Source organism: Sporomusa sphaeroides DSM 2875 (assembly GCF_001941975.2).
Taxonomy (GTDB): domain Bacteria; phylum Bacillota; class Negativicutes; order Sporomusales; family Sporomusaceae; genus Sporomusa; species Sporomusa sphaeroides.
Genome location: NZ_CP146991.1, coordinates 2,010,605 through 2,029,847, shown reverse-complemented (window position 1 = coordinate 2,029,847; position 19,243 = coordinate 2,010,605). Strand labels below are relative to the sequence as shown.

The 19,243-nt window shown below is 45.6% G+C and carries 24 protein-coding genes; 2 read left to right on the top strand and 22 right to left on the bottom strand.

All coding sequences use genetic code 11. The features are described 5' to 3' along the window. Nucleotides 1-75: 75 nt before the first annotated feature. The 3 genes from SPSPH_RS09315 to SPSPH_RS09305 form a co-directional block, all read right to left on the bottom strand. The gene (locus tag SPSPH_RS09315; protein ID WP_075755359.1) at nt 76-615 is read right to left on the bottom strand and encodes a spore maturation protein; all 540 of its coding nucleotides are present in this window, start codon (nt 613-615) and stop codon (nt 76-78) included. A 16-nt stretch (nt 616-631) separates the two neighbouring features. After that, nucleotides 632-1,213: a nucleoside recognition domain-containing protein gene (locus tag SPSPH_RS09310; protein WP_075755357.1), complete on the bottom strand. Its 582-nt coding sequence runs from the start codon at nt 1,211-1,213 to the stop codon at nt 632-634. A gap of 73 nt (nt 1,214-1,286) precedes the next feature. Continuing rightward, nucleotides 1,287-2,435: a D-alanyl-D-alanine carboxypeptidase family protein gene (locus SPSPH_RS09305; RefSeq protein WP_075755355.1), complete on the bottom strand. Its 1,149-nt coding sequence runs from the start codon at nt 2,433-2,435 to the stop codon at nt 1,287-1,289. Between the two features lie 299 nt (nt 2,436-2,734). On the opposite strand from SPSPH_RS09305, the gene SPSPH_RS09300 reads away from it, so the two are divergent. Then, a complete protein-coding gene (locus SPSPH_RS09300; RefSeq protein WP_075755353.1) occupies nt 2,735-2,929 on the top strand; it encodes a rubrerythrin family protein in 195 nt (64 codons plus the stop codon). Between the two features lie 62 nt (nt 2,930-2,991). On the opposite strand, the gene ytfJ is transcribed toward SPSPH_RS09300, so the two are convergent. The 6 genes from ytfJ to SPSPH_RS09270 form a co-directional block, all read right to left on the bottom strand. Further along, nucleotides 2,992-3,447, bottom strand: coding sequence for a GerW family sporulation protein (gene ytfJ / locus SPSPH_RS09295; RefSeq protein WP_075755351.1), 456 nt, complete (start codon nt 3,445-3,447; stop codon nt 2,992-2,994). Beyond that, nucleotides 3,440-4,117 (bottom strand): DUF2953 domain-containing protein, encoded by a 678-nt coding sequence (locus tag SPSPH_RS09290; RefSeq protein WP_075755349.1) that lies wholly within the window; start codon nt 4,115-4,117, stop codon nt 3,440-3,442. Before SPSPH_RS09290 ends, ytfJ begins: the two co-directional genes overlap by 8 nt. Nucleotides 4,118-4,192: 75 nt before the next feature. Beyond that, complete coding sequence (gene scpB / locus SPSPH_RS09285) at nt 4,193-4,726, bottom strand: SMC-Scp complex subunit ScpB (RefSeq protein ID WP_075755347.1); 534 nt, start codon at nt 4,724-4,726, stop codon at nt 4,193-4,195. 7 nt (nt 4,727-4,733) lie between these two features. Further along, nucleotides 4,734-5,441: a segregation and condensation protein A gene (locus tag SPSPH_RS09280; protein ID WP_075755345.1), complete on the bottom strand. Its 708-nt coding sequence runs from the start codon at nt 5,439-5,441 to the stop codon at nt 4,734-4,736. Nucleotides 5,442-5,448: 7 nt separating this feature from the next. Then, the gene (gene trpS / locus SPSPH_RS09275; protein WP_075755343.1) at nt 5,449-6,432 is read right to left on the bottom strand and encodes a tryptophan--tRNA ligase; all 984 of its coding nucleotides are present in this window, start codon (nt 6,430-6,432) and stop codon (nt 5,449-5,451) included. Nucleotides 6,433-6,448: 16 nt separating this feature from the next. Beyond that, on the bottom strand, nt 6,449-7,069 hold the full coding sequence (locus SPSPH_RS09270; protein WP_075755341.1) for a site-2 protease family protein: 621 nt from the start codon (nt 7,067-7,069) through the stop codon (nt 6,449-6,451). A gap of 306 nt (nt 7,070-7,375) precedes the next feature. Between SPSPH_RS09270 and SPSPH_RS09265 the strand changes: the two genes are divergently transcribed. After that, entirely contained in the window at nt 7,376-8,113 is a 738-nt protein-coding gene (locus tag SPSPH_RS09265) for a DUF4363 family protein (protein ID WP_075755339.1), read from the top strand. Between the two features lie 47 nt (nt 8,114-8,160). Here the strand turns inward: SPSPH_RS09265 and SPSPH_RS09260 are convergent, their stop codons facing one another. The 13 genes from SPSPH_RS09260 to SPSPH_RS09200 all read right to left on the bottom strand — a co-directional run bounded on the left by SPSPH_RS09260 (nt 8,161) and on the right by SPSPH_RS09200 (nt 19,238). Continuing rightward, the gene (locus SPSPH_RS09260) at nt 8,161-9,675 is read right to left on the bottom strand and encodes a spore germination protein (protein WP_075755337.1); all 1,515 of its coding nucleotides are present in this window, start codon (nt 9,673-9,675) and stop codon (nt 8,161-8,163) included. Beyond that, complete coding sequence (locus SPSPH_RS09255; RefSeq protein ID WP_233138755.1) at nt 9,665-10,273, bottom strand: stage V sporulation protein AE; 609 nt, start codon at nt 10,271-10,273, stop codon at nt 9,665-9,667. Before SPSPH_RS09255 ends, SPSPH_RS09260 begins: the two co-directional genes overlap by 11 nt. Before the next feature lie 16 nt (nt 10,274-10,289). Then, nucleotides 10,290-10,958 carry a hypothetical protein gene (locus SPSPH_RS09250; RefSeq protein ID WP_075755333.1) on the bottom strand — a complete coding sequence of 223 codons (669 nt, stop codon included), beginning with the start codon at nt 10,956-10,958 and terminating at the stop codon, nt 10,290-10,292. Nucleotides 10,959-11,004: 46 nt separating this feature from the next. Next, nucleotides 11,005-11,343: a stage V sporulation protein AE gene (spoVAE, locus tag SPSPH_RS09245; RefSeq protein WP_075756034.1), complete on the bottom strand. Its 339-nt coding sequence runs from the start codon at nt 11,341-11,343 to the stop codon at nt 11,005-11,007. Nucleotides 11,344-11,372: 29 nt separating this feature from the next. Continuing rightward, complete coding sequence (spoVAD, locus tag SPSPH_RS09240; RefSeq protein WP_075755331.1) at nt 11,373-12,377, bottom strand: stage V sporulation protein AD; 1,005 nt, start codon at nt 12,375-12,377, stop codon at nt 11,373-11,375. Nucleotides 12,378-12,391: 14 nt separating this feature from the next. After that, nucleotides 12,392-12,847, bottom strand: coding sequence for a stage V sporulation protein AC (spoVAC, locus tag SPSPH_RS09235; protein ID WP_075755329.1), 456 nt, complete (start codon nt 12,845-12,847; stop codon nt 12,392-12,394). A gap of 259 nt (nt 12,848-13,106) precedes the next feature. Continuing rightward, entirely contained in the window at nt 13,107-13,307 is a 201-nt protein-coding gene (locus tag SPSPH_RS09230; protein ID WP_075755327.1) for a dodecin family protein, read from the bottom strand. A 444-nt stretch (nt 13,308-13,751) separates the two neighbouring features. Then, complete coding sequence (locus tag SPSPH_RS09225) at nt 13,752-14,501, bottom strand: SigB/SigF/SigG family RNA polymerase sigma factor (RefSeq protein WP_075755323.1); 750 nt, start codon at nt 14,499-14,501, stop codon at nt 13,752-13,754. Nucleotides 14,502-14,510: 9 nt separating this feature from the next. Further along, nucleotides 14,511-14,957 (bottom strand): anti-sigma F factor, encoded by a 447-nt coding sequence (gene spoIIAB, locus SPSPH_RS09220; RefSeq protein WP_075755321.1) that lies wholly within the window; start codon nt 14,955-14,957, stop codon nt 14,511-14,513. Between the two features lie 13 nt (nt 14,958-14,970). Then, on the bottom strand, nt 14,971-15,306 hold the full coding sequence (spoIIAA, locus tag SPSPH_RS09215) for an anti-sigma F factor antagonist (protein ID WP_083945460.1): 336 nt from the start codon (nt 15,304-15,306) through the stop codon (nt 14,971-14,973). Between the two features lie 164 nt (nt 15,307-15,470). Further along, nucleotides 15,471-16,628, bottom strand: a complete 1,158-nt coding sequence (locus SPSPH_RS09210; RefSeq protein ID WP_233138752.1) for a D-alanyl-D-alanine carboxypeptidase family protein — start codon at nt 16,626-16,628, stop codon at nt 15,471-15,473. Nucleotides 16,629-16,712: 84 nt separating this feature from the next. Continuing rightward, the gene (locus SPSPH_RS09205; protein WP_075755319.1) at nt 16,713-18,044 is read right to left on the bottom strand and encodes a pyrimidine-nucleoside phosphorylase; all 1,332 of its coding nucleotides are present in this window, start codon (nt 18,042-18,044) and stop codon (nt 16,713-16,715) included. Between the two features lie 6 nt (nt 18,045-18,050). After that, complete coding sequence (locus SPSPH_RS09200; RefSeq protein ID WP_075755317.1) at nt 18,051-19,238, bottom strand: phosphopentomutase; 1,188 nt, start codon at nt 19,236-19,238, stop codon at nt 18,051-18,053. Nucleotides 19,239-19,243: the final 5 nt, after the last annotated feature.

Genomic DNA, 19,243 nt, shown 5'->3' with positions numbered 1-19,243 from the left:
CATTACAGTGTATTCGTTTGGATTCGAAGTGCCACAAATGCCGATATAGAAAAAACTGGCAACAAATGTTGCCAGTTAGCTTGTAAATAGATATTGGCACAGGTAGACGGCAAGCAAAAAGCTGGCTATATCACCTGATAGTCCGACCAGGAGAGCATACCGTGGATTGCTGATTGACACCGCACCAAAGTATACGGTCAGCACATAAAAGGTAGTGTCCGTACTGGCCAGCACGGTGGAAGCTATCCTCCCAACCAGCGAATCAGGACCATAGGTATTCAAAATTTCTGTTGCCATTCCGAGAGAACCGCTGCCTGACAGCGGACGCATTATGGCTAACGGCACCAGATCAGCCGGTACTCCCAGCACATCCAGCAGCGGTGCCAGGAGTGCCACACAGGCGTCCATGGCACCTGATGCCCGAAAGATGCTGATAGCCACCAGCATGGCTACCAGACAGGGTATAATTCGGATAGCTGTTTGGAATCCTTCAGCAGCCCCTTCAATAAACGCTTCATATACTTTAACCTTGCGCAGGTATCCGACAATGGGAATTATGAGCAGCACAGCAGGAATAGCCCAAACTGACAGCTGCTCACTCAGTTCAGTCAACATCCGGAGTATTCCTCCTTTATCGTCTAAATACTGCCCGGCATAGCCGGTCAATAATAAGTACAAAAATGGTGGCAACCAAACTGACAATCAAGGTTGGCCCGACTATCTCGGTAGGATTTACCGAACCTGCCGCCGACCGCAGCGCAATAATAGTAGCCGGAACAAGGGTAAAACCGGTAGTGCATAAAGCCAGTAAAGTACACATAGCCGGCGTGGCCGTGCACTTTTTCGGATTTAAGGTCTGCAACTGCTGCATTGCTTTGATACCCAGCGGTGTTACCGCATTGCCCAGACCGAGCATATTGGCGCTGATGGTCATAATGATCGCCCCCATGGCCGGATGATTTTTGGGTACACTGGGAAATAGCAAACCAACTATCGGCTGTAAAACGAAGGAGATGACTTTGATTAATCCCGATAATTCGGCAATTTTCATAATACCCAGCCATAAGCACATAATTCCAATTAAATTAATCGCCAATTCGACTGCACTTTTGGCAGCGCTGATGGCGCTCGCAGTAACAACCTCAATCCTCCCGTTCATTCCGGCATAAATAATGCCGCTGGCCATCAGTAACAACCAAATTACATTAATCATCACACTATCACCCATTATGATGTATGACAGAATGTTGCAGGCTAGAACGTCAAAAGGACGCCGGCGGCGTCCTTTAAGCAAAATTGCGAATTACAAATGTCACGAAGCCTACCACTGATCCCCAAATCAGTTTGAAAAATGATTTTCGTTCCACCGTCCGGTCAGCAACCAGTTCGGTACTGGCAACTGCTACATTATCGTACATGACGGTAACTGTGCCGAGTTTCTGCCCGGCGGCAACCGGTGCGGCAACTTTTTCAGGAGCATCAATTACCGTGGTAAATTTATCAAATTCATTATCAGCAACCGGTAGAATAATATCATCAGTGGCCATCAGTTTTACCTTACCGACTTTACCCTCAGTAATTTTAACGGTCTTTAGGATATCATCCTTACGGACAACAGGCAGTTGTGTGAGCTTGCTGAAACCGTAATCCAAAAGGTTTATGGAATCATCCCACATATGTTCGCTGTCCAGCACTACGGCAATAATTTGAATGCCGTTCCGGTTGGCGGCTGAAACCAGGCAGCGTCCTGCAGCATCGGTATAGCCTGTTTTAACCCCGTTAGCCCCGTCATAGAGCCATAGCATTTTGTTTTCGTTATACAAATCCCGGTCATGATCTTTCCCTGGCCAGGGAATAACTTTATGCTGGGTTGAAACAATTTGAGCAAAGAGTTGATTTTTATATCCGTATGCTGTAATTTTGGCCAAATCATGTGCCGTGCTATAATGCTGTTCATCAGGCAGGCCGCTGCTATTGGTGAAATTGCTGTTGACCGCGCCAATAGCATGAGCTTTAGCGGTCATCTGTTTAGCAAAATTTTCTACCGAGCCTGAAATATGTTCAGCCACAGCTACGGTTGCGTCATTGCCGGATACAAGCATTACGCCATACAACATATCCAGCAAGGTAAGCCGCTCGCCTGCTGTGAGCCATAAAGAGGATCCTTCCGTGCCGGCAGCTTGGTCGCTGGCAGTAACCACATCATCCAGTTTGCCGTACTCGAGCGCTGTTATCAGTGTCATAATCTTGGTGGTACTGGCCGGATAGCGCTGTTCTGCCGCATTTTTGCTATAAAGTACTTTTCCTGTTGATGCTTCTATGACAATTGCCGATTTAGCCGTAAGTTCCGGCAGAGCAGTCCCGGCAAATACAGTTGTTGGCAAAAAAACCAGACATAGCAGGGACAATATTCCAAAATTAATTAGTCGTCGCATAATTCAATCCTTTCGCGTAAGGTAAGCCAAGCAATATTATATAATTAAATTCACCACAGGTCAAAAGTAATTACCTGCCAAATTAATCCATGTTATAAGCCAGACCAGCATCCATTTGTATCAAAATCAGGATCAATTTAGCGAGGATTGTTGCGCAGTGCAAGGCGGAGGAACCACACCGGCGTCGTAAAGCGGCTGTTAATAGCTAAGCTTGTCTAAATTTTACGTGTAATACTATCATGGCATTATTTGCGCAGCAGACGGAAATAATAGTAACAAATTCAAGGAGGTGAATCAATATGGAAACACTTGATCTTAAATCATCGTTGCGCACCACCCTGACGCAAAAGCAGGAACTTGTGCGCGATTATCAGTCGTTTGCCGATCGTATTAATGACAAAGAAGTAGCTAAAATGTTTAAACATTTCGCAGAAGCGGAAGCGCTGCATGCCACGCAAATTAAGAATAAGTTGGATGATTTAGCCAGCAATTAGTACTTGTATATGTAAAAACCCACACAATTATGTGTGGGTTTTTACATATACGACCGGTTGTCCTACTCCTCTGCCGAAGACTGCCGGTAGCCTTGAGTTTCGGCAGTTTGCGCAAGCTCTTCAAGTTCTTCCTCTTCACTGGCATCTTTGCTCAGCATGCTTTCAATCTTATTTATTACTTGTGGCACCATATCAATAAGCCGGTCATAAAAAAGGTTGCTCTCCACCGACATAAACCGCACTCCGCTAGTCGGCGAGCATACTAAAAATCCTACCGGTTTCACGCTAATGCCGGCACCGCTGGCACCACCAAAAGGGTGGCTGTGTGCAGCCGCTGTATCTTCGGCCTCATAGTCGCCGCCACCTGCCGCAAAACCAAATGTTACCCGCGATATAGGGACAATCACAGTTCCATCAGGGGTTTCCACCGCGTCGCCAACAATGGTATTGACATCAACCATACCTTTGATACTTTCCATAGCTGTTTTCATTAAACCCTGTATCGGATGATCAGCCACTGCGAGTCGCCTCCTTGTGCAATGAATTTGCTACTCTCGCCATACTTGCAGTAATAACATTGCCAAGTCTGATTCTGAATATACACCTTACTTCGACCTCCAGATAGTTGCATCCATATACGGGCTTCACCCTTACCGCAGGTTCGGAATCCATAATCAACCTATTTTGCAGCGATTGCAGCAACAGGCCCAGCATAGAGCCCAATATGCCCATTAGGACACCCGTAACAGCGGCATCCTCAAAGCCATATACAACTTTTATCTCAAGCCTGTCACAATGCATCGCCTGCGTTAATCTGTTTGTATAATGGCGATAGGTGCGGAAAAAGTGTCTGGTTGACTTAAGCAAACGCAAGAATCGCCGCGGGTTGTAAATAAATATCTTGGCCAGTTTTTTTACAAAACGCTGCTCACGCTCCGCATGTGTTTCGGTTTTAGCATGGGAAGTCTGTATTTCCGAGGTAACCCATGGCAAATCATTATACTGGATAATTTCAATAACAGGAATTTTCATGGTATAAATGAGCAGCTTTCTCAAGGCATAAACAGTCACTTCAAGAAAATCATCATCTTTACGCCGGCAAAAATGCAAGTCAATGTACAGGTTGACTTGTGAAAGCAGCCATAAAAAAAAGAGCACTGTTGTCAGGAATAATAGCCAGCTTTCCATGCTTTCCACCTCTCGCCTTGTAGCCTATTAGTTAGTATGCACGAATAAATAAAAATAAGACAACCAATGGTTGTCTTATTCCTCAGTCTCCGTACCCGGAAGCAGGCTGGCGATGGCCGGTAGGTCATCTAAGCTGTTCAGGCCAAAACATTGTAAGAACTCGTTAGTTGTGCCATATAAAATCGGACGTCCTACCGCTTCTTTGCGGCCTACTTCTTTAATGAGTGTACGGTCAAGCAGTGTAGTAATCACTCTGTCGGCTTTAACACCACGGATACTCTCAATTTCCTGTTTGGTCACAGGTTGTTTAAAGGCGACAATGGCGAGTGTTTCCAGGGCGGCAGCCGACAATTTGCTATCCTGCAGTTCGGCCAGTTTGCTGACAATATCAACAAGCGAGGGTTTTGTACATAGTTGATACCCACCTGCCACTTCCACAATGGTAAGACCACGCTGCTCACTCACCATGATGCCTGTCATTTCGACGATCAACGCATGCACATGGTCAACGTGAATATCTAATATTTGAGCTATTTTTGCCGCAGGCAGCGGCTGTCCGCTAGCAAATAGCAACGCTTCAATTGCTCCTTGCAAATGCTGATAAAACATCCGCCGGTCACTCCTTCAAACTAAGGCAAATCGGTGCAAACTGCTTTTCCTGGTGAATCATGATTTGCTTTAATCTAATTAGCTCCAATAACGCTAAAAAAGCGGCAATAAACTCCGAACGGGAACCTGTCCTAATCATGAGTTTGTGAAATTCCAGCTTCCCGTTGTTACTTCTTAACAGCGTCATAATATCGTGCATTTTATCCTTAACACTTATCTCTTCCGGGGCAATAACGGCAAAGTCAGGGATCACACTTTCCCAGAGCGCGGCAAAAGCTTTTAGCAGATCGTCAAGTGAAAGCCCTTCAGGCAGTGGAAACTGCTTGGCAAACTCCTGCGGCGATCTAATAAAATATTTGTCCCGCTCACTGCCCAGTTGGTTGAGGAACTGGGCTACTTGCTTATATTTACGATATTCAATCAGCCGGTCAACCAGTTCTTGGCGCGGATCAATAAGCTCATCGGCTGCTTCGGCAATAACCGGACGCGGCAATAACATATGCGATTTTATTTGTAACAGAGTAGCCGCCATAACGAGAAATTCACTGGCTACTTCAATATCGAACTCTTCCATAGCCTTAAGATAGTACAGATATTGCTCGGTTATCTCAGCGATGGGAATATTATAGATATCTATCTGACTTTTTTCAATTAGATGCATTAGTAAGGCTAATGGTCCCTCAAAAGCTTCTAGCTTGATAGTATAGCCTGACATAGTTTAACTAGCCCAAGTTCATGACTGACCGGACTTCTTCCATGGTTGCTGCTGCTACTTTTCTCGCACGTTCGGCACCGTAAGCTAATATTTCCCTGATTTTTTCAGGCTTGGCCGCCAGCTCTTTGCGGCGGCTATGGACATCGACCAATGTGGTAACCATCTTTTCAGCCAGCCGTTTTTTACATTCTACACAGCCAATACTGGCATTCCGGCAATGACCGGCAATTTCGCTTTGTTCCTGCTGTGAACTAAAGATTTTGTGAAAGGTATAGACTGTACAAACTTCCGGATCACCCGCATCGGTTTTCTTAACCCGCTTGGGATCAGTAATCATCAGCCTTACCCGCGCCTGCAACTCCTCCGGCTCAGCCGCATACGGAATCTCATTGCCATAGGATTTACTCATCTTGCGCCCATCGATGCCTGGCAACAGGGGGCTTAAAATAGCCTGAGGCTCAGGAAATATCGGCTTGTACAAATTTGCAAAACGACGAACAATTTCTCTTGTCAGTTCAAGATGCGGTATCTGATCTTCAGCTACCGGCACGACATCAGCCTTATACAAGATAATGTCGGCCGTCATCAATTCCGGATATCCCAAAAATCCGTAAGTATTAATCTCTTTACCCATTTCACCTAATTGCTGCAATTTATCTTTATAGGTCGGGACACGTTCCAGCCAGGACAGCGGTGTCATCATTGACAGCAGCAAATGTAGTTCAGCATGTTCTTTTACATGCGACTGGACAAACACAATACTCTTCTCCGGATCCAGGCCGGCACTCAGCCAGTCCAGCGCTATATTTTCAATACGCTCAGGCAGTTTGCCGGTATCTTCGTACGAAGATGTAAGCGCATGCCAATCTACTATCGAATATATGCAATCATATTCTTCCTGCAGTTTGATCCAGTTGCTAAGCACCTGATAATTCCCCATATGGAAATTCCCCGACGGCTGCATGCCGCTAAAAATACGTTTTTTAGTCAAAATATATCTCCTCCTGTTATAAAACTGTCATTACTATTAAATTAATAATATAGGATAAACCAATTCTCAGCGGATAGATAATGCTGCCAATAACACCGGTAAAGACAAGTGCTATTAATATAAAGGAGCCATATTGCTCCATTCTATCAAATATCTCTCCCTGACGGGCTGGCAGTATACTTGCCAGTATCTTTGAACCGTCAAGCGGCGGTATGGGTATCAAATTAAATACGGCTAAAATTATGTTATAGCTGTACAGCAGCCACAAAACTTTTACCCAATCCCCGTGTAACAACTGCAACTTACCCAAAATGGCTATGGCAAAGGCGGTTAAGAGCGCCAGCAGCATATTAGACACAGGCCCTGCCAGCGATACGAGTAACATTCCCTTGCGGTAATCCGTAAAATTGCCGGGATTAATAGGAACAGGCTTCGCCCAGCCAAACTGAGCCAGCCACAACATTAAGAGTCCAATGGGATCAAGATGTGATACAGGATTAAGTGTTAACCGCCCCATAAACCGCGGAGTCGGATCACCTAACGTAACTGCAACCCTGGCATGGGCATATTCATGTACCGTGAGGGCAATTAATAATGCCGGGATTCTGAATATCATATCGGCGTCAAAACCAAACAAATGGAGTCCTCCTTATTACTTTCACTCGACGTACTACTAAATTATACTAAAAAAGCAAGCAAAAGCAAAATAAAATAGCGGATTATTTCTATACTATCTACAATGCGTTACAGTTTTGCAGCGACTGGTGTGTTGGCAAAAGCACAAGTCAAGCGCCAGCGGTGGAGCGTTGTCAATACACCAGCCGTCTGCGACTGCAAATTCTTTACTGCTGAATATATAAAATTAGCAAAACCTGCTCAAAATAAACATATCCGGGTAAACTGCTGTTCTTTACCTTAAAATGAAAGGAGGCATCTACTTATTATGCGGGTACTGTCACTGATAAACATTGCGGTATTTACTTTGATTTTGCTGTTACTGGCCGGCTGCGGCTTAGCAGGGCCTGCGCCTAAACCGGAAATAGGTCCTGCCGGCAAACCGGTTGAATCAAAGCCCAACCCGCCGGTTTGGGAAAGATTTATTTCAGCACCTGCCGAACTCTATGATCTGGAAGCCACCGCCGGAGTTGTATTTGAAGGCATTAACAAAGAAGACTGGGCCCAGGCGCAGGCCGGGCTTGCCAATCTGCAAGCCAAGTGGCAGCAAGGCAAAGCCGCCGTCGGCGATAAAAAAGGCGTAAAGGAAGCCGATGAAGCTATGGGAAAACTAATTGCAGCCATCAATTCCGAAAAAATAACCGAATCTCATGAAAACCTGCTTGCCTTTATGGGTAGCATCAGCGATATCGGCAAGTCCTATAAACTATCACCTGTTGCCGATATTATTGCTGTCAGTAATGGGATACGCAATGTCAGTTTTTATGTAGAAAATAAAGATTGGGAAAAAGCTGTCATTAAAGCAAAAGAATTACAGGGAACCTGGGAAAAAGTAAAGCCTGGCATGGAGCAGGTTGGGATTTTAGGTGAGATAACCAAAACCCATTCAACGGTAAATCAGTTGAAAGATTCCGTTAATGCTGAAAATAAAGGCGCGTTTAAAGAGCAACTGGCCAACATCAATGAAAGCATGGGATATATACGTGAATTTTTTCGTGGAAAATAGCCTCCAGCAACAATGCCGCCCGGAAACTACGGGCGGCATTGTTTGTCTTACTTTTTATCTTGGTCACTACTGTCTTTAGTATTGTCTTGCACGCCGGTACTTTCAAGCCGGTCTGCATCCTGAGGTTTTAGGACGGCAGGACGCAATATTTTATTAGGTATGGGCAACCGGAATAACACGTCTTTCATCGCACCAAAATTAAAAGGAATTGCCGGCCACAGATAAGGAATGCCAAAAGATTTCGTTGTCAGCATCAATAAAAATACGGCTCCTACTCCCACAATAAAGCCTGGCAATTGGAAGAACATGACCAAAATGATAATCAGGGCCCGAAAAAGACGGGTAGCCATAGCAAACTCCATACTGGGAGTGGCAAATGCTCCGACAGCGGCTACTGCCGTATAAAAGATTGTCTCATTGCCGAACAGTCCTACCTTGGTGGCAATATCGCCCAGCATAAACGCTCCAATAAAACCTAAAGCCGTTGATTGCGCGGTAGGAACATGTACGGTTGCCATTCTGACCAATTCGACCCCAAACTCGGCCAATATAAACTGAATTCCAATAGGAATGATGCCTGACTCCTGCGGACCCAGAAAAGCCAGAGATTCAGGCAAAATCTGTCTGTTTAGCACTACAGCCAGCCATAACGGCGGCAGAAGCAAAGATAATAAAACCCCTGCCAAGCGAATCAGCCGCAGGTAAGAGCCAACTACTACATTTTGCCGGTATTCCTCCACATGCTGCACATGATGCCAAAAGGTTGTCGGCAAAATCATAATATTAGGCGAAGTGTCAACAACTAAACATACATGCCCCTCAAGCAGATGAACGGCAGCGACATCCGGCCGTTCGGTATACCGCACTTTCGGCAGCGGATTCCACTTGCTGCCGGCAACAACATATTCTTCTATAGCCTTTTCCGCCATCGGTACGCCGTCAATATTAATATTATTTAACCGCTCCTTGACGGTCTCAACCAGTTCCTGGTTGGTAATATCTTTAATATAAGCGACCGCAACATCACATTGTGACCGTGTGCCTACCTTGACAATTTCAAATCTGAGATTGGGGTCACGCAACCGCCGCCGGATCAGCGCCGTATTAAAAACAATGGTTTCAACAAAAGAGTCCCGCGAGCCTCTTGTTACCTTTTCGATATTTGATTCGGCAGGAGCCCGAACCGGATAGGCGCGTGCATCAATGACCATGACTTGCCCTTCGCCTTCCACAAAGAAGAGCAGTTCACCTGACAGCAGGCTGGTAATAGCATCATTCATGTTTTCAACCAATTTGACCTGGGAATGAATGGCCCGCGAATAAAACAGTTTCTGGAAGGTATTGACGGTTAATTCCTCTTGCTTATAAGCGGTTAATTCTTCAAACACATTTGATAAAACCACGTCATTGGTCATGCCATTTATCGAAAATGAAGCTGCCCGTTTTTTCCCTGCCCGATATTCGCGAAAGATAATATCAAAGGTTTCGCCCACTCCCAGGCGGTCTTTTACATAATTTATATTACTGTCAAGATCTTTAGCAATTTTCTGTTCATCTGACATAATCAATGCCACTCCGTTCTAATATCTCTTCAATTGCTTTACGGGTTATTGGAGCCCCCCGGCTCAAGTCATCATGCTTATCCATTTTCCCAATATCGCCTACGCCAATAATAACAGGCACCTCAACATCATTTAACACATCAACAGTATCACCGGTAATCACCGGCTCACAGTCGCAAGCATTCTTTTTTTTGATTTCCCCTTTTTTATCAACCGATGAGTCAATCACATGGCCCTGGCAATCAATACAGGCATCGGCATGAACCCCATGAATACAGTGGGTATTGGAGGCTACAGCCACAGCACCTAATACTTCAATATCAGGATGATTGGCTACGTATTCCAGCGCCCGTTCTCCCTCGGCTTTTTCCTCACGTCCTTTATCATCAAACATAACAAGTACCGGATCACGGGGAACGGTTTTCAGAAGTTCAACAATTTTTTTGCCACCGATAGGTGTCGGGTTGCCCCCTGATGCCGAAATACAGCGTAAACCCAAGGAAGAACCAATATTTTCAACTGCCTGCTGAGCTACTTTATCACCATCTGTAACGAGAATCACCCGTATTTTTTTATTGAGTGCCGTAACTTTGTCCAACTCCATCACCTCATTGCTACTGGCTATTTTCTTCGCCTAGTAAATTACTGATTTTATTAGCAATTTTTTCGCTTTCACTAATTACCTGTTTGAGCTTTTTTAAACTTGCTTCCAGTTCATTGGAAAGCTCATATTGTGCCTGAGCCAATACTTGTGCGGCAGTCTGCACGGCAATAGGCTTGTTAGAACTGTTATTCCCGTCATTTCCCTGTTCTTTACTCTGGTTCTGGCTTTGCCTTGCCTGCTGCGCCCCTTGCTCTCCGCCGGTGGCTGCCGGATTATTTTGCTGACCGGCATTAGCCAGCAGCATGCTGAACAATTGCCGTAATTCCGGCGCCACTTCCGCTTGAGAGTTTGCAGCCTGCTGTCCTGCCTGGGGTGACTGCGGCTGCGGCATTGGTTGATTTATCCCGGGTTGTTGTTCTTGTTGAGTTGGAGAGTAGCCGCCACCACTATGACTGTTTCCGTTAAGGGCCCCCTGCAAGTTCTCCAGTTGCCCGTTAATCTTATGTAACAGGTCGACAACTTCTTGCGAATTATCCAGCTTGGCTTGCGTTTGCAAGAAACCTTTAGCCATATCGGCAATTACTGTTCCTTCACCTGTCTGTGAACTTTCCAGACTTGAATTTTGTCCTTGCCTGGGTTTAATGTAACTTGATACCTTACTCGAAATTCGTTTCGGCACACTAATCCCCCCATATGTTACTCAAAAAACTGACTGGCTTATAAAGTTACCCTTTCGGATTAAAAACAATGGCTATAAGTAAACCAAAAATAACCGCTGCTGTTATCCCACTTGCAGTTGCTTTAACGGCCCCGCTGAAAATACCCCAAAAACCGATTTTATCCACTTCTTCCAGAGTACCTGAGACCAGCGCATGACCGAAACCCGGTAAGGGAACGGTTGCTCCCGCACCGCCCAGTTCCACTAACGGCTGATATAGCCCTATTCCGCTTAAAAGGCCGCCTAATACTACAAACAGCACTAACACATGGGCTGGTGTAAGCGGAGTAAGCTCCATAAGCAGTTGCCCGATTACACAGATCAAGCCCCCAATAACAAAAGCCATTACATATGCCTGCAAATGGGTTGCCTCCTTTATATTTCCACTGCTACAGCATGCGCAATACAGGGGATTGATTCTTTTTGCTGATACGAGGTCGTACTATGCAAACTGCCTGTACCTACCAGTAATATTTTGTGCAGTTTCTGACGCATGAGCAAACGGTAAATATAGCCGGTAAATACGATTGCCGAACTGGCGCAGCCACTGGCACCGGCATGGGCGTCCTGTTCCTCTTTAAAAATCATGCAACCGCAGTCCTCATAATTTGTTGATAAATCAATTCCTTTCTCCTTAAATAACTCAATGACCAATGCTTTGCCAACACTTCCCAGGTCACCGGTATAGATCATGTCATAATAATCCGGCGGACGCCCGGTATCGTTAAAGTGAGACCACAAGGTATCGGCAGCCGCGGGAGCCATAGCCGGCCCCATGGCGTTAGGATCTTTTAAGCCTATATCTACTATTTTCCCCACCGTTGCAGCCGTAATCCGCGGACCCTTGCCAACGGCTGAAATGACCACCGCACCGGCTCCGGTTACTGTCCACTGCGAAACAAGCGGCCGCTGTACACCAAGCTCGGTAGGAAACCGGTATTGACGTTCGGCCGTGTCATGATGACTGGAAACACTGGCAACAACTTTATTGGCAAAACCGCCATCAAGCAAGGTCGAGCCAACCAGCATACTTTCAGCTAATGTGGAGCAAGCACCATACATACCCAAAAATGGGCGGCCAATATTTCTTAGCGCAAAATGAGTACTCATTAGTTGATTAAGCAAGTCACCTGCCAATACATAGTCAACATCAGTAAGCACACTGTTATCCTTTGCTACCGCGGCCCGTATTGCCCATTCCATCATGCAGGATTCACATTGCTCCCAACTATCGTTGTTGTCAAGATTATCCTCTAGTATCCGGTCATAAAACTCGGTTAATATCCCATCGCCTTCCATCGGTCCGACAACATTGGCGGTACTTGTTATAACCGGGGGAACGGCAAAAACAATACTCTGCTGACCACGCTTTTTGTGCATGCTGTCCACCTTTCTTACAGTCTCAGCCAATAAATAAACCCAATGATTACTGCTGTTGAAATGCCATAAACCAATACCGGCCCGGCAATTACAAACATTTTTGCACCGATACCAAAGACATAACCTTCCCGCTTAAACTCCATAGCCGGCGAAACTATGGCATTGGCAAAACCGGTTATCGGCACAACCGACCCGGCACCGGCTATTCGTCCAAGTTCATCATACAGCCCTAAGCCTGTGAATAAGGCGCTTAGAAAAATTAGCACGATAGAAGTCGGCCCGGCAGCTTCCTTTTTGCTAAATCCCAAACTCATAAAATACTCCAGAAAAAATTGTCCAAGCACACAAATCAAGCCACCAACAATAAAGGCCCATACCACATTTTTTACTATAGGAGGTTTAGGTTTAAGCTGATTAAACTTTTCCTGGTACCGTTCCTGTTCAGCCTGACTGGCTTTGCTGTTAAACACTTGCACACCTCCATTATCAGTTTGGTATGATAAAGCAGACTTAGCTTCAGGTGGGGTTTTAACCCCATCTGAAGGTTAGTCGCCCAACTTCCTGGGAAGCCCCTAAACTCCCGCTGGGAGTCTTAGGGTTAGCCATCGGATAAAGCAGCTATTGCTAAAAACCAGTGTAAGTTCGCTTATATTTTGACCATAGCTAAACTGATTAATTCATATAACAACAAAGAGTGCCTGCGGCACTCTTTACGCTAATTATATTTAATTAGTGATTAACCTTGAAGGCTACCTTTACATCGGCTTTGTATTCCCCTATGTGGCCGTTATCTACACTTGCCGTAAAATTTGTTACTTCGACGCCAAGAATGGAGTCAACAGTCTTTGCCGCTTCCAAAACAGCATTATCTACCGCATCAGTCCAGTTGTGGCGGGAAGTTCCCACGAGTTCGATAACTTTTACAACCATATTACTACCCCCTGTAAAAATTATGTTTGGTGACAATTATAGTCTGTACATTATTCTGATTGTTATGCCACAAAAAAACTTGTCTGGCTCTCATTGGAGGTTTCGGAGTCATATCTGTAGTAAAATACAGCCAGGCAGCCGCGCTCCCGGCCATAAGCAGCGACACCAAAAACAGAAAAATAAAGCCTTTGAACTTTGATTTATTAACTACACTATCCATTGCAATCACCTCTTATTTTTATTATGTCCTAAAATCAGTTTACTACTATGGTATGAAAAAATAAGAAAAATCCTGGCGCGCTCCATATAATCGTCAACATTACCGAGGCACGAGTGGCCGTTATGCATAAGCGGAGCAGCGTTGTATGAAGGCAACCCGTGCCGGGTCTGGTGCTGGCACCAAAATTTATACATGCTGTTAAACTAAAAAACAGACCTCATTTGCTAAGAGGTCTGTAATAGTTCTCTGATTATCTTGAGCGCATGTTTTTCAATACGTGATACCTGCACCTGGGATAATCCAATAATTACCGCAATTTCAGCCTGTGTTTTATCGGCAAAGAAACGTAAATAAATAACGGTACGTTCTTTCACAGGCAGCCGTGCCAATACTTCTTTTAATGCCAGTTTATCGAAATACGCACTGTCCTGGCCCTCAGGCAGCATGATTTGGTCTAAAAGATGGATGGCATCGCCGCCATCACTGCCTGGAAATGCCTGCTCATATAATGAGACTTGCGGCTGAACAGCTTCGAGCGCGGAAACGATTTCTTGCGGTGCCAGCGATAATTCTTTGGCAATTTCGGTAATTGTTGGTTCTCGTCCCAAAGAACCTTGAAGCTTTTCCTGGGTTTTGTGAACACGATAGGCAAGCTCCTTTAGCGGGCGGCTGACTTTGACCGGATTATCATCTCTGATAAACCGGCGAATCTCACCAATAATCATAGGTACAGCATAGGTAGAGAATTTGACGCTAAAATTGAGGTCAAAGCGTTCAATGGCTTTTAATAGTCCAATACTGCCAATCTGAAATAAATCATCCCACTCATAGCCGCGGTTAGTAAAACGGTGGACAATGCTTCGGACTAAATTCAGGTTGTTTTCAAGAATACGCTCTTTAGCTTCTTCCCGTACGGCAGGGTCAGTCGATTGGGCCTTACAAAGCAATTCTTTAAATTCCTCATCTTTGAGCATGGTTTTCACCTAGTGCTCTACGCAGGGCACAAGCATTTTTACCATTCTTACTGTCGTCCCCTGCCCCAGCTCGGAAATAACTTCAAGTTCATCCATGAAAGAATCCATAAAAACAAAGCCTAATCCCATACGTTCAGGATCACTGGAAAACGAAGGCTGGCGTGCCTCTTTGATGTCGGCAATGCCTCGCCCGTAATCAATAACGGTAAATTCAAGCTTGTCCTGAAATAAGTTCATAATTAATTCAATATAGTTTTGTTTATCATTACAATCACCATAACCGTGAATTACAGAATTAGATACGGCTTCCGAAACGGCAACTTTAATTTCATCAATTTCTGTGAGCGTCAAATCCAGTTGTGCGGCAAAAGCCGCCGCTGCCGTCCTGGCAAAACCGACATTTTCATCAACACTTAACATCGAGAGTTTTATTTGATTTTTTATCTGCGTTCCCATTGGCACAGCCTCCTTATAGTAGTTCTAACGCTTGGTCTTCAGATTGATAAATGTTTAAAATTTTCATTAACCCGGCCAATTCAAATATTCGCTGTACCTGCGGTGCAAGGTGAACTACGAGGATTTTACCGCCAAGCGGGGCGATCTGCCGGTACCGCCCGAGAATAACACCTAACCCGGAACTGTCAATGAAACTAACTCCCTGCATATTCAGTAAAATGTGTTTGGCTCCGCTCGCCTCCAGTGCCTCATCGACGACAGCACGGAATTCATTAGCTCCGCAAACATCCAGTTCACCTGTAAGCCTTACTACCAAAACACCCTGTTTCATAACTGTAACAAGCTTCAACAATATAACCTCCCAAGTTAACGTCTCTACAATGGGAAATTCGGTAAAAGGAAATTTTTTCCTGCTATGGTTGTGTAAAAAAATAAAAAACTGCAGAATATTCCGCAGTTTTTTATCCTAAACAGAAAGTATAACTTTCTTAGATACTCATTGTCGATCTGTTTTTAATTTGAAATGCTGAACAAATTTGTTATCATATTTTGGAAAATTCTTATCAGCCCGGCTTTGGGTACTGCTTTTTCAGCAATTAAATCCACTTTACCCATTTCCTTGCCATCTTTAATAACAATAAGCTCGCCACATTTTTGCCCTGCTTCTATCGGGGCATTAACGCTGGAATCTGCCACGATCTTCTTTTGCAAATTCTTATTTTGTCCTTTGCCGACAATTAAATTTAAGTCTTGAGCAGCCACTAGTTGAATCTCTTTCTCTATGCCTTTATTGACTTTCAGCCGTTCAACCACAGTGCCTTGAGTGACAATGGGTACAGCCGTATAATTGGCAAAGCCCCAATCAAGCAGTTTCATACTTTCTCTTAAGTGAGAACGCGGTTCAGGGGTGGCGAACACTGCTGAAATAAGACGAAGACCATCCCGTTTGGCGGTACCGACAAAACAATATTTTGCCTCTTCTGTCCAACCGGTTTTTAACCCGTCGCCGCCCTTATACCACCACAATAGCTTGTTAGTATTAACAAGCCAGTTTTTCCCATCCCGCAGCCAGGCTTCTTTAATCCCGCACATCTCCATATACAGTGGGTGGGTGGTGGCTTCTTTGGCAATTAATGCAGCATCATAAGCACTCATGTAATGGTCAGTTGTCGGTAACCCATTTACATTGTTAAAATGAGTGTCTGCCAGACCTAATGCTTCGGCCCGCTTATTCATAGCTTCAACAGCAGCCGCTTCACTGCCGTAAATGTGTTCCATAAGTGCTACGGCAGCATCATTCGCACTGACGACCGCCACGGCAGTCAATATCTCCTTGACAGACATTTTCTCACCCGGTTCCAGCCATATCTGTGATCCACCCTGACGCCAGGCAGTTTCACTTGTAAATATTTCGTCAGTAAGCTGAATGCGGCCCTGTTCAACAGCTTCGACTGCCAGCAGCAAGGTCATAATTTTGGTTACACTGGCAGGCGGCAAGCGTTTGTGTGAATCTTTTTCAAAAAGTATTGTACCATTTTCGTCCATAAGCACAGCAGATACAGCACTAGTTTGCAGTTGCACAGCTGACTGCGGGTTTGCCGGAGCGCCAAAAGCAGTACTACCGGCCAAAAGCAAAAACAGTAATGTTACCAGCACAGTTTTTCGGATCAATCATAACACTCCTTTCTTTTGAATTATGGTATCCCATATTGGAGAAGCTTAAACAAGAAATAAGACAAAAAAAATCGACTGGTATTATTCCAGTCGATCATGAAAGCCGTTTTTATCAACCAAGCCTATTATCAAAGGCGGAATGACGGTAGGCTGCTCTTTAATTTCAATGGCCTGCTGTAAAATTTCGTCCGCCTGTTTAAGCTTTGATTTATCATTTGTGTATATTATTGCCAACGGCTGCCCGCAGCTCACATACTGTCCCAGCCGGCACTGCATCTGTATCCCGGCGGCTACATCGATTGTCTGTCCTTTATACTCCCGGCCTGCCCCCAAACGCATAGCGGCATAACCAATTTGAGCAGCGTTGACAGCGGTAATATATCCCTGACAAGGGGCCGTAACTTTCTGAACAAAGCCGGCCTGCGGCAGCTTACCGGTATCTTGCAAAATAGCGGAATCACCCTGTTGAGCAGTAATAAACTCGCCAAATTTGGCTAACGCCTGTCTGTTGTCGATAAGGTTTGTGAGCAACCTGCGCCCGTCTGCCGGTGTTTTTGCTTGACCGCCTAACACCAGCATCTGCGAACCCAGTTCCAGGCAAACCTCCTTGAGCGCGGCTGTACCCCGGCCTGATAGCAGTTCGATGGCTTCCTTAACTTCCAGGCTGTTGCCGATAGCCATACCCAACGGCTGATCCATATTGGTTAGTATGGCAACCGTTTCCCGGCCAACAAGCCGGCCGATATTTACCATAGCTTCAGCCAGGATAACAGCATCGGCCCTGGTTTTCATAAAAGCACCATTGCCAACCTTTACATCCAGAACAATTTTATCTGCCCCTGAAGCAATCTTCTTACTCATAATGGATGAGGCGATAAGCGGTATACTTTCGACCGTAGCCGTGACATCTCTAAGAGAATATAACTTGCCGTCGGCCGGTGCAATAGCAGCCGATTGGCCGGTGACAGCAATCCCGTATTGCTGCAGATTAGCAATAAATTCCTGACGTTCCAGCGTAGCCTTAAAGCCTGGTATGGCTTCCAGCTTATCTATGGTACCGCCGGTAAACCCCAGTCCCCTGCCGGACATTTTGGCCACAGGCACTCCGGCGGCAGCCACTAGCGGTGCCAGCACCAGTGTGGTGGTATCGGCAACCCCGCCGGTACTGTGTTTGTCCACTTTTATTCCGGGCACCTGGCTTAGGTCCACCTGCTCACCGGAGTTAGCCATAGCCATAGTAAGGGCTGCTGTCTCACGGTCTGTCATACCCCGGAAAAATACGGCCATAAGCCAGGCCGCCATTTGATAATCAGGTAGTTTATCATCGGTATAAGCCTGTATCAGCCAGGCAATTTCATTTTCTGATAATTCTTCACCATTACGCTTTTTGGTAATTATGTCAGCGGCATGCACTATTTTTCACCTCAAAAGGTCTTTTAAGAAGCTATGTCCATAGGCTAACGGCGCCAGAGAGAAATTCGCGGCCACAGTTGCCCCCACATCGGCAAAGGTAGAGCGTATCCCTAAATTGACTGGCTGCGGTGTTGTTGCCAGTCTCTTATGATACGCCAACAGCGGTACATACTCTCTGGTATGATCTGTTCCCGCTACAGTAGGATCACAGCCATGATCAGCGGTAATAATCAGCAGATCCTCTTCTGTCATCCTGGACACAAAGCCGGCAAGAGCTGTATCAAATTCTTCCAAAGCCTGCCCATAACCTGCCGCATCGTTGCGGTGTCCGTAAATGCTGTCAAAATCAACAAGATTGGCCATAATTAATCCGCTTGGCAAACTTTTGCCTGCTAAATCGGTAAGCACTTCCATGGCATGACTGTTGGATTTTGTGGGATAAGATTCCGTCAGGCCCCGGTGGGCATAAATGTCGGCAATTTTACCAATACCAGTGACGGCAAAACCGCTCTCTTTAAGCAGGTCAAGCACTGTTGGCGCTGGCGGTTCCAGACTGTAATCATGGCGGTTAGCCGTACGGACAAAATTCCCCGGTTTACCGATAAACGGCCTGGCAATAATCCGGCCCACAGCATGGTCGCCAAGGCAAACTTTGTCTCTCGCAATTTTGCATAACTCATATAAACGGGTCAGGGGAATAATCTCCTCATGAGCAGCAATTTGAAAAACACTGTCAGCAGACGTATATACGATCGGTCGGCCTGAACGCATGTGTTCTTCTCCCAGCTCGGCAATAATCTCTGTGCCGGAAGCTGCTTTGTTGCCCAAGACGTCCAACCCGGAATGCAGCTTGAAGCTTTCAATAATTTCGGCCGGAAAACCGTTAGGATAGACGGGAAATGAAGTAAACAGCGGGCAGCCTGCCAATTCCCAATGACCGCTTGTCGTATCTTTTCCTTTCGACAGCTCTGCCATTTTTCCGAAAGCAGCAATAGGGCGGGAAACTGCCGGAACACCGGCAATGGGCTCAATTAAGCCTAATCCCATGCTTGCCAGTACTGGCAAAGTAAGTCCGCCCTTAGTTTCAGCAATATGTACCAGCGTATTGGCCCCGGCGTCACCGTATTCGTGGGCATCAGGCATAGCACCAATCCCTACGCTGTCAAGTACAATCACAAATATACGTCTAAACAAGTTGT